Annotated in this window: 8 protein-coding genes; 3 read left to right on the top strand and 5 right to left on the bottom strand. The window is 44.3% G+C overall.

What is annotated here, in order from left to right; genetic code table 11:
- Positions 1 to 17: 17 nt before the first annotated feature.
- Genes VXM68_RS14625 through VXM68_RS14615 form a run of 3 tightly spaced genes read right to left on the bottom strand, consistent with a single transcriptional unit; the run spans position 18 to position 4927 of the window.
- Positions 18 to 3263 (bottom strand): TonB-dependent receptor, encoded by a 3246-nt coding sequence (locus VXM68_RS14625; protein WP_367209170.1) that lies wholly within the window; start codon positions 3261 to 3263, stop codon positions 18 to 20.
- A gap of 39 nt (positions 3264 to 3302) precedes the next feature.
- Complete coding sequence (locus tag VXM68_RS14620) at positions 3303 to 4355, bottom strand: FecR family protein (protein WP_367209169.1); 1053 nt, start codon at positions 4353 to 4355, stop codon at positions 3303 to 3305.
- A gap of 44 nt (positions 4356 to 4399) precedes the next feature.
- Entirely contained in the window at positions 4400 to 4927 is a 528-nt protein-coding gene (locus tag VXM68_RS14615) for an RNA polymerase sigma-70 factor (protein ID WP_294186594.1), read from the bottom strand.
- A 340-nt stretch (positions 4928 to 5267) separates the two neighbouring features.
- Here VXM68_RS14615 and VXM68_RS14610 point away from each other — a divergent pair, with 340 nt between their 5' ends.
- The 3 genes from VXM68_RS14610 to VXM68_RS14600 all read left to right on the top strand — a co-directional run bounded on the left by VXM68_RS14610 (position 5268) and on the right by VXM68_RS14600 (position 9590).
- A complete protein-coding gene (locus tag VXM68_RS14610) occupies positions 5268 to 6416 on the top strand; it encodes a zinc-dependent alcohol dehydrogenase (protein ID WP_367209168.1) in 1149 nt (382 codons plus the stop codon).
- Positions 6417 to 6427: 11 nt separating this feature from the next.
- Positions 6428 to 6952 (top strand): hypothetical protein, encoded by a 525-nt coding sequence (locus VXM68_RS14605; protein ID WP_367209167.1) that lies wholly within the window; start codon positions 6428 to 6430, stop codon positions 6950 to 6952.
- Positions 6953 to 7046: 94 nt separating this feature from the next.
- Positions 7047 to 9590 (top strand): ABC transporter permease, encoded by a 2544-nt coding sequence (locus tag VXM68_RS14600; RefSeq protein WP_367209166.1) that lies wholly within the window; start codon positions 7047 to 7049, stop codon positions 9588 to 9590.
- Between the two features lie 144 nt (positions 9591 to 9734).
- On the opposite strand, the gene VXM68_RS14595 is transcribed toward VXM68_RS14600, so the two are convergent.
- Both VXM68_RS14595 and VXM68_RS14590 read right to left on the bottom strand, forming a co-directional pair.
- Positions 9735 to 10601: a hypothetical protein gene (locus tag VXM68_RS14595; RefSeq protein ID WP_367209165.1), complete on the bottom strand. Its 867-nt coding sequence runs from the start codon at positions 10599 to 10601 to the stop codon at positions 9735 to 9737.
- Between the two features lie 402 nt (positions 10602 to 11003).
- Complete coding sequence (locus tag VXM68_RS14590; RefSeq protein WP_367209164.1) at positions 11004 to 14060, bottom strand: beta-L-arabinofuranosidase domain-containing protein; 3057 nt, start codon at positions 14058 to 14060, stop codon at positions 11004 to 11006.
- Positions 14061 to 14212: the final 152 nt, after the last annotated feature.

Raw genomic sequence — 14212 nt, 5'->3', positions numbered from 1 at the left:
CTTTAGTGTTATGATCATTAAAAAGTGAGCTGAACCGCAAAGGTATAGGTACGCATGGATGGTGTGGCGCTGTTCCGCACCGAACCAAACGGATTGACATCCGAAACATAAGTGCGGTCAAAACCAGGCATCTCGGGATCCATACCTCTGAAGCTTGTCCAGGTAAAGAGGTTCTGGGCATTGAACTGTACCACAGCGCGGCTCATATTGATCTTCTTTGCCCATTTGGAGATATCGTAACTGAGCGATACATTTTTTAGGCGGATAAAAGAAGCATCGTCCCATACGGCCGAAGAATAGCGGTAGTAATTGCGGTAAGCCAGGTTAGCTTCGTTGGCGCTATTGGCTGTGGCGCGTGGTACATCTGTCACATCTCCGGGCTGCTGCCAACGGTTTAACACATATTCATCCAGGTTGCCCAATCCGCCAATGGTCGTTGCCTGTGGGCCATATCCAATGGATGGTCCCTCCTGTTTGACAAACTGAAATAAGAATCCAAGGCTCACATTGCCATAACTTAGATTGTTGCCGATACCACCATAGTACTTGGGCAGCAGCGAGCCCAAGGTTACATAATCATTGAAATCACTGATTTTCCCATCACCATCCACATCCCGGAATTGGGCAACCCCGGTTTGCGAATCCACTCCCGTAAACTGAAATCCGCGGACGATACGTGTGGACTCGCCAATGATGTATCGCCTCGCATCACTGCTACTCGCCAGCCCGGGATATTCCAGCAGCGTATTGGAAGGGAAAGTGATATTGAAATTGGTTTTCCAGCTGAACTTTTCCTTCTGGATATTCACACTGCTCAGCTCTAACTCCAAGCCTTTATTTTCAATCAGTGCGGGGGTATTACCAAAATACGAATTATAGCCCGTCTGCGGTGCGAGCACGATATTGATCAGCTGATTATCCGATCTATTGTTGTAATAATTGACCGTTAGGAAAATACGGTCCCTGAAAAAACCCAGGTCGAGCCCCAGTTCTTTCTTTTTAATTTCTTCCCATCCAAAATTGGGATTAAACACCCGTGTTGGATAAAGCCCCGTGATGCCTTGGTAGGCAAAGCCTGTGCCCCAGGTATCCAGGTACTGGTAATCGCCGATCTGGTCGTTGCCCGTCACTCCCCAACTCGCACGAAGCTTCCCGAAGCTCACGATAGACTGATCCTGGAGAAATTCTTCGCTGCTGAAAATCCAGGCTGCCCCGATCGACCCAAAATTACCGTACTTATTGTTGGGCCCAAAGCGGGAAGAGCCATCCCTTCGGTAGCTGAAATTTAACAGATATTTGTCGGCATAGGCATAATTGATCCTGCCAAATGCAGACTGGTAACGGTAATCGGCATACTGATTGTTGCGGTTCACAAGGATACCTGCAGCGCCGATATTGTTTAGCTGCGAATCACTCGGATAACTGCTGCCATCGAAGTACTTCCCTTCGCTGACCCTTTGCTGCCAGGTCCCCCCCAAAAGCAGTTTAAAATCATGTTTACCAAAGGTTTTGCTGTAATTTATTTGTGGCTCAACGATATAGGACTGATAATCCGAATTGCCGTAAGAGGCCATGGAACCCGTGCTCGTCAATGGATTAAATCCCGCATTGGGCAGCAAGCGCGTCTGGTCCATGCTTTTGAGGTTGTAGCCCACATTGACTTTTGCGACCAGCTCAGGTAATATCGCATATTCGGCAGAAAAGTTGGCCAGTAGGGATTTTGATTTCGAAACACTCGAGCGCTCCATATAGGCGGCGGGATTCTGTAAACTCTGTTGGAACCAATAATAGCCGCCCTTTTCATCATATAAAGGATAATTGGGCGCCAGGTTATAAAACTGTGCTATATCTGTCGGTACGGTATTGTTACGGTCCAGGTTGAGGTTGAAACTACTGTTGAGTTTAAATCGCTGATCTTTGGATTGCGTAGACAAGTTCAACAACGCACCACCACGCTGATAATTTTTATTGCCGGGCAAGGGATCCCCCTGACGATTGAAATTGCCACTGGCCAGGTATTGGGTATTTTCGTTTCCTCCGGAAAATGACAGCTGATAGGTTGAGAAAGGGGCCGATGCACCATAAAACTCCTTTTGCCAGTCGCTGTAGGCGGACTGATCCCAAGTGAGCAGATCCGGTGCATTATCTGCTGTCGCTGTCCAGTTATCGTTTTTAAAGCCTTCTTTCCGGATTTCCAAATATTGCTCGGTATGGAGCATCTTCAGGTTGCGGATGGCCTTACCGGAACCCACATTGGCATTAAAATCTATTTTAAGTCCGCCCTTATTTCCTTTTTTTGTTGTGATCAGGATAACTCCATTCCCACCCCGGGAGCCATAGATGGCTGTCGCATCGGCATCTTTAAGCACATCGATGCGTTCAATATCCTTGGGATTGATCAGACTGAGCGGGCTTTGGTTCCCATTGGCCGCTGTAAACTGATTCATGCTTTCGTCCGAAAATGGAATACCGTCGATGATGTAAAGGGGGCTACTGCCATTGCTTAAAGAATTGACACCCCGGAGCTGCACCTGAAAAGAGCTGCCCGGCAAGCCCGAATTGGAAGCAATATTGAGTCCGGCAACGCGCCCCTGCAAGGCCGCCAAGGGGTCTAGTACCGGTTGTGTTTCGATCTCCCGGCTAGTGACGCTAGATACCGAACCCGTATTTTTGCGTATCGAAGACGTCCCGTAACCGATAACCACCACCTCATCCAAGTTACCGGGATCTACCTCGAGACTGATGTCGATAATACCCTTGGCCGGCACTGTGACTTCCTTGCTGCGGTAGCCTACATAACTCAAAAGTAAGATATCATCCTGCTGCAGGCCATTTAAACTAAAACGACCGTTGGCATCGGTCATAGTACTGGCTACCTTGTTTTTAACCCGAACACTAACCCCTTCAAGGGCTGCACCGGCAGCATTGCTGACCCGACCGGAGACGGTCATCTGCAGCGCCTTTGCTACCCCCTTCCCCTGGAGCACGATGGTGTTTTTGACGATTTGATAGCGGATGCCCTTAGCCGAGAATGCCTGTTTAAGTAGCTCGGGGATATTGGCATTGTTTAAATTGACATCGAAAGGCAGATCGGGGTTAATTTCATGGGGATCATACACAAAGCGATAATCGCTGCGCTGCTCAATGGCTTTGACAAGCTGTTTAAATTGAACATGGTCAGATGCCTTGTCTCCCTGCTGGCTAAAGGCATAGCCATTGACATGCATCAGCATCAATAGCAGTGTTTTTACGGACTGTTTCATAGGGTATTTAGATTGAAAATTCGTTTGTTTTGTATTCGGTTAGGGAATAAGTAGGAGTCGGTCCTTGTCAATGGTATAGTTTATGCCGGCGAAGCGTAATATTTTAAGCACTTCGGCAAAGGATTCTTTTTTGCTGATTTTTCCGCTAAGGACTTTATTTTTATAGACGGGCGCCAGGCTATAGGTGAAATTGTACCAACGCGCCAGATCGGCCAAAATCTCGGGAAGCGGTGTCTGGTCAAATTCAAAGTAACCATCTTTCCAATTGGCCGCATTCAGTTGGGTATTTTCCTGCTTTCGCTGGAAGGCACCGTTCAGCACATTCAGTTCGATCGACTGTCCCGGTAGCAGAATCTCCTGAAGCCCCGCATTGCTAACCCGTATTTTCCCCTCGTCGAGCTGCGTGGTCAAGAGCTGGCTATCGTTTTCGTATAACTTCACGTTGAAAGCGGTTCCCAAGGCTTCAATGCTGGTGTTGCCGACATGAACAATAAAAGGTTTGGCTTTATTTTTTGCCACTTTAAAATAAGCTTCACCCGTCAGGAATACCGAACGCTCGTTGACGCCATATCCCGGTCCTATTTCCAGCTTACTGTCGGCATTTAGCCACACGGTGGTACCATCGGGAAGTTCCATCTTGAATTCCTGTCCTTTTTTGGTTCTCACCGCGACCTTATCCCGTTGACGCTGAGGCATTAATGCAGGGCTAAACTGCTTTTTTTCGTCCAGGCTCACCACTTCATTACCGATCAGCAGATCGGCTTGGAATTGACCGACACTAAAAGGCAAAGGCTGTGGCGATTGCTGGCGTCCAGAAAAGAAGTATAGCGCCGCGCCTGCCATCAAAAAGAACACCATACTGGCTGCCACTTTCAAATAAGCGCTGCGCTGGCGATTAGCCTGCAATGCCGGACCAAAAATATGCTGTTGGAAATGGCGGTCTTCGGCAGCCAGGTCAAGCTCCGGGATATCCTTTTCGTTATTAGTCTTGCTAAGCTGATTGTACCAACTTTCGACAAGTGCAATTTCCTCAGCGCTGCACGTGCCCTGCTGGTACTTTTGCAGTAATTGTTTTGATATGCGTTGTTTCATAGGTGCTATCCTGTTTACCGTTTAGAAGACAGGATAGTGCGCGTTTAGTGGTAGAAAAAAATGAAAATAGTTCGTATTTTTTTTCTCAAAACCGTCAACGCATTGTAAATCTGCTTTTTGACTGTTTGCTCAGAGATCTCAAGTTCTGCAGCGATCTCCCGATAACTCCGTTGCTCGAAACGGCTTTTTTTGAAGATCAAAGCCATTTTGCGGGGCAGCTTTTCAATCGCTTGATCAATTTGCTCCGCTAATTCTTTTTCCCGCAACAGATCGTCGGGCATCACTTCAAATGTTGGAGCTGCGTGCTCCAGGTAAGCCTCATATTTCCGACCCACATCCTGGCTGGCAATGCGGTTAATGACCAGGTTACGGGCCGAGCGATAAAGATAAGCCTGATACGAGTGTACGATTTCCAGACGCTCCATGCGATCCCAGAGATTCGTAAAAATTTCCTGCACAATATCACGGGCCTCGTCTTGGTCGTCCAACATGCGGAATACATGCACATACAGCTTGCCCCAATTTTCCTCATAAAGTTGGGTAAACAATTGTCTGACATGCGTTACGTTCATCCTGATGGCTTAGTTCATGTTGATTACTCAAAATTAGCTTTTATTTTTAGCAATGTCAATTGATGATGGATTTCTAATAAAACCTGTAAAATAATGCAATTTCAACATTGCTTTATTAGAGCGGTGCCCGCTGCACCACCATTTAACCGTACAATCGGTCATTTATTGGGTTAGCATCTCCCGTTAATAGGCAAGAGATGTTCTAAATACGCTGCCTACGTATAAGTCCCCTATCCGTAAAATATTGAAACGAATGTGACAGCACATTCCTTCCCTTAGTAAGTGTCTTTGGACGGGCGCTGTTTTTACGATCATTAATCAATTGAATATTATGCTTGCAATGAATTATCGAGGGCCCTATCGCGTACGTGCCGATAAAAATGCCCCCATGCCAGAGATCCTCCATCCGCAGGATGCCATCGTACGGGTATTGCGCTCCTGTATCTGCGGGTCTGACTTGCATCTTTACCATGGTCTAGTACCAGACACCCGGGTGGGGTCTACCTTTGGACACGAGTTTATAGGTGAAGTGGTCGAGGTAGGCGCTGGAATAGAAAATTTAAAAGTTGGCGACCGGGTGATGGTGCCTTTCAATATTGCCTGTGGCAAATGTGCCTTCTGTCGGCAGGAGCTGTATGGTAACTGCCATGAATCCAATCCTGAAGCGACTGCGGTAGGCGGTATCTTTGGCTATTCCCATACTGCGGGTGGCTATGCCGGTGGGCAAGCCGAATATGTTCGGGTGCCCTACGCAGATGTTGGTCCGGTCGTCATTCCCGACTGGATGGATCCCGACGATGCGGTTTTGCTGACCGATGTTGTACCTACAGGTTATCAGGCGGCCGAAATGGCGGGAATTCAACCCGGAGATACGGTGGTGGTCTTTGGTGCCGGTCCAATTGGTATTATGGCTGCCAAGTGCTCCTGGCTGTTCGGGGCTGCCCGAGTGATTATAATCGACCATGTCGACTATCGGCTGGAATTTGCCGAACGCTACGCTCAGTGTGAGGCAGTCAATTTCCGCTCCATAGGCGATCCCGTCGTTTTTATCAAAACGGTCACCGATTCACTCGGCGCAGATGTGTGCATCGATGCGGTGGGCTGTGAGGCGGCAGGTAACACCATGAATAGTCTTCTGGGAAGATACCTGATGCTACAGGGCGGATCGACCACGGCATTGCACTGGGCGATTAATAGCGTAAAAAAAGGGGGTATCGTGTCTATTGTAGGCGTCTATGGCCCTACAAATAGTTTGGTTCCTATTGGCAATGTGTTAAATAAAGGAATCACCATACGGGCCAACCAAGCTTCGGTGAAGCGGCTGCTACCCAAACTGATCCAACATGTAAAGGATGGCGTTATCAATCCCAAAGAGCTGATTACACATCGGGTTCCACTCGAAGAAGTCGGTGATGCATATCACCTCTTCTCTTCCAAATTGGATCATTGTATCAAAACTGTGTTAATTCCACCATCGGCTTCGATTTAAGATATTTTACTATGATAACAGATCAAACTACACCCGAAGATTTTATCAACGATAGACAATCGGAATATGGGCATATCAAGGGCTGGGGAATCGATTTTGACCCCAAAAACGACCCCACCTATCCCATCAAAAAACGAAACAACCAAGAACATCAGGGCTATTCCTGGCAGCGCCCCCCATTGCAGGAAGAAACGGTTGAGATACTGCATTCTGTCGAGCGCCCCAACCTAACAGCAGTTTACGGAACGGGCAATCCACCCAAAGGACTGAGTGGCGCCATTCGACGCTTTGCCTTTACGTATAGCGAATCCAGCTACGGCCGCTGGCTCCCGCTGGTACTGGCAGACCGTGTCGATATGCTGGAAGGTGTTGTTGAAGACATCTCGAAAGGCCATCTTCCCAATATCGCCAAAGAACTTGGACTGGGTGCCGAATGGAAGTATAATAAAAAAGCTTTCATAGGGAAAACTGTTGTCGCTGGGCTATTGATTGGATTGGTAGCTTTTCAGCTTTGTTCGAAAAGGGAAAATAAATAATATCATCTGCCGAATAAGCCTCTGACTGCTTATTCGGCTTTTTGAAAGTTTGACGAATGCGCTCTTCATATCCATAGATTTTTAATCACTAATCATGCGATCTACTAGCTACCCTACTGCTAGTCCCCCTCTTAGATTGGTAATCGAACTGTCCGTTTTCGAACAAATACCGTTCGCGTCCGAACAAGAAACTGATTCAGAAAGAATTTTAACAGCTCATTTACAGCGTTTTGAATTATTGGCAAATAAATTGGACGGCATAACTGCACAACGTGTTATTATGATTTTGAATTATTTTAAAATAGCTTTTCGCCACCTTTCAAAAAATAGTGGTTTTACCGCAATTAATAGTATTGGGCTTGCTTCTGGAATGACCGCCGCCATTTTGATCATGTTATGGGTGCGGAGCGAATTTAACTTTGACCGATTTTATGCCGATAACGATCGGATCTATGCAGTAGGCATGAAAGACGTGTGGGCAGGTGAAAGCGTGGAGCATTTTTATACCCCAAAACCAATGGCTCGGGCTTTAAAAACTGACTTTCCAGAAATACAGACCATTACACGCGTGGATAAGGGGACCGGATTTTTATTAACCCGTCAGGATATAAAGCTTGCAAAAGAACCCGGTGTCTTCGTAGATAGCACCTTCCTAAACCTATTTGATTATAAAGTGATTGCGGGCAATCCACAGGAGGCATTAAAAAACCCCAATCAGATTGTCTTGACAAAATCTTTGGCAGAAAGATTATTTGGGCATTCAAACCCTATCAATCAGACGATCCGATTGGACAGCACCCAAGTGTCAACGGTGTCTGCAATTATCGAAGACATTCCAGATCATTCGTTTATGAAAGGAAGCACCTATCTGGTGCCTTGGACATTAATGGAAAAAATAGGCTATTCGGATGATTATTGGGGTAATAATTCCATACAAACGTACATCAAGTTACATCAAAACGTCAATATCGATCAATTCCAAAAGAATATCCAATATTATTTAAGAAAGCACACAGACACCAAAGTTGCCAATTTTATTCAACCCATTGGCGACCAGTGGTTGTATAGCAAATTTACAGCGCAAGGAAAGCCGACTTCACCACGCATTATCATGGTCCGCTCTTTCATTGCTATTGCCTGTTTGATCCTTCTTATTGCCAGCATTAATTTCATGAATCTGAGCACGGCGCAGAGCGAAAAAAGGGCGAAGGAAGTGGGTGTCCGAAAAGTTGTGGGGGCAAGTAAAAAACTGCTGATCGGACAGTTCCTTACCGAATCAATGGTGATTTCCTTTATTTCGGGCTTATTATCGTTATTGATCACGCTAATCACACTTCCCTATTTTAATGAATTGGTTTCGAGAGAACTTGTTATTCCGTTTGACGATCTTCTTTTCTGGGCCGTTTTTGCAGGTTTTATTTTCGTTTCCGGAATTCTTTCAGGAAGCTATCCCGCATTTTATTTGTCTTCTTTCCTCCCAACAAAAGTACTCAAAGGTAAATATCTCCATATTCAACAGACATTCAACCCGCGTAAAGTCCTAGTTGTTTCGCAATTCTGTATTGCAATCATACTGATCGTCACAACGTTATCTATTCAGCGCCAAATCAAACACGCTCAAAATAGGGAAACCGGATATAACAAAGATAGGTTGGTGAGTATCGTCGATCAGGGAGACATCCGCAAAAATAGCTTACTGATAAAAAATGAATTGCTGTCATCCGGTATTGCCAAGCAGGTTTCAAGGACATCCGCACCACTCACGAAAACGATGAGTTTTAACTACATGGAATGGGATGGTAAGCCCAAAGACGACAACACTATTTTTGCCCGAATGGGAGCCGATGAAAATTTGGTCAAGACCGCGGAGCTCGAACTCGTTGCGGGAAGGGATTTTGACCTAACTCAATTTCCAACGGACTCTGGGGCAATGATTATTAACGAATCGGCTGCCAAAGTATTTAATTTCGACGATCCGATTGGCAAAACGGTTGTTGATGGCAGAAAATGGCATATTGTAGGCGTAGTGAAAGATTTTATTCAAGAATCGCCTTTCAGCGCTATTTCTCCACTCGTCATTCAGGGCGCTTTCTCAGGCACTCAGGTAACAAATATATGCCTAAACGATCATGTAAGCACTTCCGAAGCACTTACGGCTATGGAGAAGATCTTTAAAGCTTATAATCCCGACTATCCCTTTGAATACTCTTTTGTAGACCGTAATTATGCAGAAAAATTCAAAGACTTTCAACAGTTGGGCACACTTTCGAGCCTTTTCGCACTGTTGACCATTTTTATTTCCTGTCTCGGTCTATTTGGACTTACCGCCTATATGGCAGAGAACAGAACGAAAGAGATCGGCATCCATAAAGTACTGGGGGCTTCAATTTTTAAGATCATGCGGATGCTGTCGCAGGACTTTGTACTGCTGGTCGTTCTCTCCTGCTTGGTTGCCTTTCCGATCGCCTATTATATTGCCGATCACCTCCTGAGCGAATACACGTATCGCATTGCTATCACCTGGGATATCTTTGTTGCTGCAGGATTGGGCGCGCTCATCATAGCATTATTCACCATGAGTTATCACGCGATCAAAGCAGCCCTTATCAATCCGGTTGTGAGTTTGAGAGATGAGTAAAATAACAGTGAAAAAGGATATTCCGCTGCAATACGGATTACCTAAAAGTTACCGTTTCAGCTGCCGGCTATCTCGACTTTTTAGCTAACGATGAAGGAATCAGGCGTTTTAAACAACCTGTATAACCTACCCGTGTTCAAATTGCTATTTCTGTGCTGCGGGCTCGGCATGCACCCAATAGCTAAAAGCCTCATCTTTATCGTTTTTAAGGTGCAATAATGCAATATTTGACTTGGGGGTTTTCCAGATTTTGAGCACCTCATCTTTTGCCACATCGGCCTTAAAAAGTTGCTTAAACTGTTCACTCAACAGCTCTTTATCGCCTTCAAAATTCGCATTTCCATATAATTTTGTCATATATGCAGACAGCGCATCCCTTTCTTTCTTTCCCAGATTAATTATGTTTTGTCTATAATCGATCGAATCAAAAGCAACTGTCAGTCCTGAATAAACCGTATTTCCTGATTTTCTATTCAGAATGCGAAATTGATAGCCTAGTGTACCATTGGTTGTATAGCCTGTATTTTGATTGATATTGTCTATTCTGTTCCAGTCCACATTCAAGAAATCTGCATTGGCATTTATCTTGATATAGGTAGAATCCCTTACAACCCTCTTGTTGTCTTTATAACCTGACAGATAAGTTTTATAGGTACCGGGCAAATAAAAGTAGTGTCCCCATGCTGATTTTAAAGAAAGCGAACCTGTGCCCTTCGCTAAAAGATTGACTCGACTGGGACTACCCTCTACTTCCCAAAAAAGAGAATCAAGTTCACTATACTTAACCGGAAGGCCAATCCATTCTTTGAGCTCATCAATGGTGCTGTCTTTCATGGTAAAGACCACCATATTAAATATATTGGCTGTTTTAACATCCGTTTCGAGGCGCAGTGGCATCATTGTTAACGATTCTTTGGGAATTTCTTCGTCCGTATCCAATTCGTTGTATTTATCGGAACAGCTGGCCATGAGCAGAAGGGAAAAAGCAAGTAAACTTAAATAGTTGAACATTATAAACGAGTTAAAGAGATAAATTATGTGGTTGTAAACACGCAAATATACAAAATATTTAATTAATTAAATAAAAAGTACAACAATTTTCTATTTCCATTAATTATCCACTATATATCGTTCAAAGACACTTTACAAGGCATAAACACGTTTACGCAGGTTTGCTATTTGTAGCTAAACCGCACCTTTCGAATGCGCTTTAGTCTTCCAAAATAGAGCTTTTTATTTTCGTTGCCTGTCGGTCCATCGCCCGATCAATCGGCTCGTCACAAAACTGACCAGTGTGCCTACCGCAGCCGTCAATGCCGTCTGCAGCTCAGTACGCAACGAGAAGCTTACCAAGCTTGCAGAAATTATGTTATTTGTTTTAAAAATTCTTTAACAATGTAGGCAAGAGAATTTTTATTTAAGTGTGACATCCAAATAGACAGAATGTCGGCCATAGGTTTCATAAAAAGGTTTGAAAACCGCATCATCTATTTTAAATTCAAGTGTTGACGGATTACCTTTAATCTTACTGCCTATATCTTTTGCTTCCAACGTGATCTTTCTCCACTGTTTTCTGGCTTCTGGCTCTTGTGCCGCCAATAAGATCGGCCCATAGAAAAGACTTGCTATATTCGGCTGATCCATTACCGGATCTAAATGAAATTGAAATGGCATCTTTAATTCAATCGTATCACCATCATTCCACGCTCGGCTTATCTTTAGATAAGTTCCCGGTGTGGCCTGGATGGATTCGTTTCTGCCGTTGATCGTGACGAAAAAACCTTTGGTAGCCCATCCCGGCACGCGGATATTCAGATCGAATGTTCCGCTACCTTTCATAATAAGTCGCGTTACATCTGCTTTCGGAAAATCGGTCCGTTGCTCTATAGTCACGTTTTTCTCTTTCCAATAAAGTGTTGACGGAACAAATAGATTCACATACAAAGCGCTGTTATCGCCGCTTTTAAAGTAAATAGAGTTCTGCAATTTGGTACTGCTCTCGAGAGCGGTACCGTTACAGCAGGTAAAACCAGTCATATCGGCATTACTGAATTGCTTCAAGCTTCCAGGTCTTAAGGAGATATGATACGTATTGGCCGGACTATCCTTGGCTACTGAGGCCAAGATATGGTTATAAAGGCCGCGCTCGTAGTAATCCATAAACTCTCCACGCTGATCGAACAAGAAAAGATCAGCGGTCAATTTTAACATATTATATGTTGCACATGTCTCATTTTGACCGCCTGCAGAAAATCCATTTTCATACAAAGTTGCCGGCTGACTGATAAAGCATTCTGCATTGGCCGGGTTGCGGGCTCCGGCTACTCCGCCAATACTGTACATATAATCATTAACAGTTTTATACCAAAAATTCTCCGCTATTTTATAATAGGCAGATTGATCGGATGCGCGATACATTTCTATACTTCCGATTATTTGCGGAATATGCTGATTTGCATGTAATCCACGAAAAGTATCGACATTTTTTGCCAAGCCGTGGGTATGTTCTGCATCACCGTAAAAGAGATCGATATTATCAAAGAGCTGAGCAGCTTTGAAGTATTTTTCTTGATCAGTAAGTCTATAGAGGCGGGCCATTACTTCATTCATTCCGCCCAATTCACCCGCAATATAGGTATTCCACATTGTGATCAATCTGTCCTTCGGTAATACGCTCAAGCGCGCAAATACCCAATCCCCCATTCCTGATGCGACGATAAGTGCTTTTCTATTCTTACTTACTTCATATATGTCCAGCAGTCCAGCCATTATCTTGTGCAGGGTATAGTAAGGGCCCCAGACCTGATCCTTCTGCCCACCATATTTGGCACCTTTTTCTAACATAATAAACTGATCGGGCGGATAGGCACTGATAAATCCTTCTCCCCAGTTCCAGTAATCTGTGCGTATTCCCTCATCGCTCAGATCGGAATCGTATTTTGACTTTCCCGGCCCAACAGGAACAAGCCTCGGGTCAGAGACACTATTTCCGCCGTTAGTCTTTGGTCTGCCTGAAAGCTGTGATAATCGATACAGCTCGTCTACCATATAGGTCATCTTTGCTGAAAAATTTTCCTGAAGATTTTTATCATATCCGGATCCAGCATAAGCTTGCGCAATAGCCGTCAGATAGTGCCCTGTAGCATGACCACGTAGTTTTGTATCCTTGCTGTCCCAAACACCTAAAGGTTTAGCTTCCGCTGGCTGTTCTTGGCCATAGGCATGGCGGAACATGTACAAGAACGAATTTGGATCGGTTTTGGCCAGTGCCTGAACAAACTTTTCTCTGTTTTCTATAAATTTTGTTTCCTGATGCTCATTATTCACATTTAATGAGACATCATTCAGTTCAAAGGTAGATAAAGTTAGCTTTGGTGTCTCTTTTTGTTCGCCCTTTATTGTAACTGTTGCTTTTGGTCTGAAATCTGTACCCGGGATCCGTCCAGTTATACTATATCTGCCTTTTTCAATCACTGCTGTATTGTCCATAGGTGATGGCCACAGGACGCGGACTTTCGGGCCTTCCATTCCATCCTTATACGTACCCTGCAGGTAGTTTGGTAAATGAGGGAGTTCCCCCACGCTAGTTTCAACCTCCACATCAGCAACATTCATAAGAAAAGCATTATACAGCTGTGCTTTGGTCATCGGATAGCTGGGCAAGTCATCTTCCTTTTTTCCCATATTGTCAATATCTTCGCGAACACCTCGAAGGCTATTTTTATAAATTCCAGCAATTTGATTGGATGTCAAGGCAACCCTATAAATTCTAAAATCGTGCAGCAGCGCTTTAATATTTGGCTGTCCGGGCAGTATAGATTTTCCGATCTGGCTTTCTATAACTCCCGAAGTCTGTCCCCGGAGCATAGCACCTATTTCCTGTGGGATTCCTGCTAGCTTATCTACCTGTTTTCCATCAAGATAAAGGATGAGTGACCTGGAAGACAGATCCATGACTACTGAAATATGAACCCACTTTCCCGTTTCAATGCGTCGAACAGCTGTACTTTTGATACTCCGGTTATTTAGTCTTAAAACAGCCTGATAGCCGCTCTGGTCTTCCTTTCCTCCTGGACTAACAAATAGCTGGCTGTCAGCATCCTTTCCAATTCTAAAAAATGTCTGCCCCTCCATTTTCGAACGAAGATAAAACCAGCCTGTTAGACTAATAGATTCAAAGTCCGTAAAAATACCTTTTGGAAGTGTGATAAACTCATTTGTACCCCCAGAGAGCGACAAAACTTTGCCAAATTGCTCGTCATTTTCAAATTTCGGCACTGTCTTGAGGATGTTGCTATGCAGATTATTGCGCGACCAATCTTTTAAATCTCCATTAAAAATATATCGGGCTATCATATCTGTCTCACCTATTCCGTCGAGGATCTGATCTCCATTTTGCGCATGTGCAATTTTTGGGAAATAGAAGCTGACAAAGGCCATAACGATTGTCCTAATTATAAATTTGTTCATCTGAATTATTTCTGAGGTTCGTTACTTATCTAGCTATCCAACTACTGTCGTTAGATCATAATGCAAAAATATAGCGCGTACTCCATGTAATTCACCCCAATTTTACCGAACAGCGACATTATATTAACAAATGTATAAACGACATTAAAAAT

This window comes from Sphingobacterium sp. R2 (assembly GCF_040760075.1).
Classification (GTDB): Bacteria; Bacteroidota; Bacteroidia; order Sphingobacteriales; family Sphingobacteriaceae; genus Sphingobacterium.
This window is presented reverse-complemented; position numbering and strand designations above follow the sequence as displayed.

Bases quoted from the DNA above. Each gene is read 5' to 3' on its own strand.
- VXM68_RS14600 (WP_367209166.1), top strand. From the start codon at position 7,047: ATGCGATCTACTAGCTACCCTACTGCTAGTCCCCCTCTTAGATTGGTA.
- VXM68_RS14605 (WP_367209167.1), top strand. From the start codon at position 6,428: ATGATAACAGATCAAACTACACCCGAAGATTTTATCAACGATAGACAA.
- VXM68_RS14610 (WP_367209168.1), top strand. From the start codon at position 5,268: ATGAATTATCGAGGGCCCTATCGCGTACGTGCCGATAAAAATGCCCCC.
- VXM68_RS14625 (WP_367209170.1), bottom strand. From the start codon at position 3,263: ATGAAACAGTCCGTAAAAACACTGCTATTGATGCTGATGCATGTCAAT.
- VXM68_RS14615 (WP_294186594.1), bottom strand. From the start codon at position 4,927: ATGAACGTAACGCATGTCAGACAATTGTTTACCCAACTTTATGAGGAA.
- VXM68_RS14595 (WP_367209165.1), bottom strand. From the start codon at position 10,601: ATGTTCAACTATTTAAGTTTACTTGCTTTTTCCCTTCTGCTCATGGCC.
- VXM68_RS14620 (WP_367209169.1), bottom strand. From the start codon at position 4,355: ATGAAACAACGCATATCAAAACAATTACTGCAAAAGTACCAGCAGGGC.
- VXM68_RS14590 (WP_367209164.1), bottom strand. From the start codon at position 14,060: ATGAACAAATTTATAATTAGGACAATCGTTATGGCCTTTGTCAGCTTC.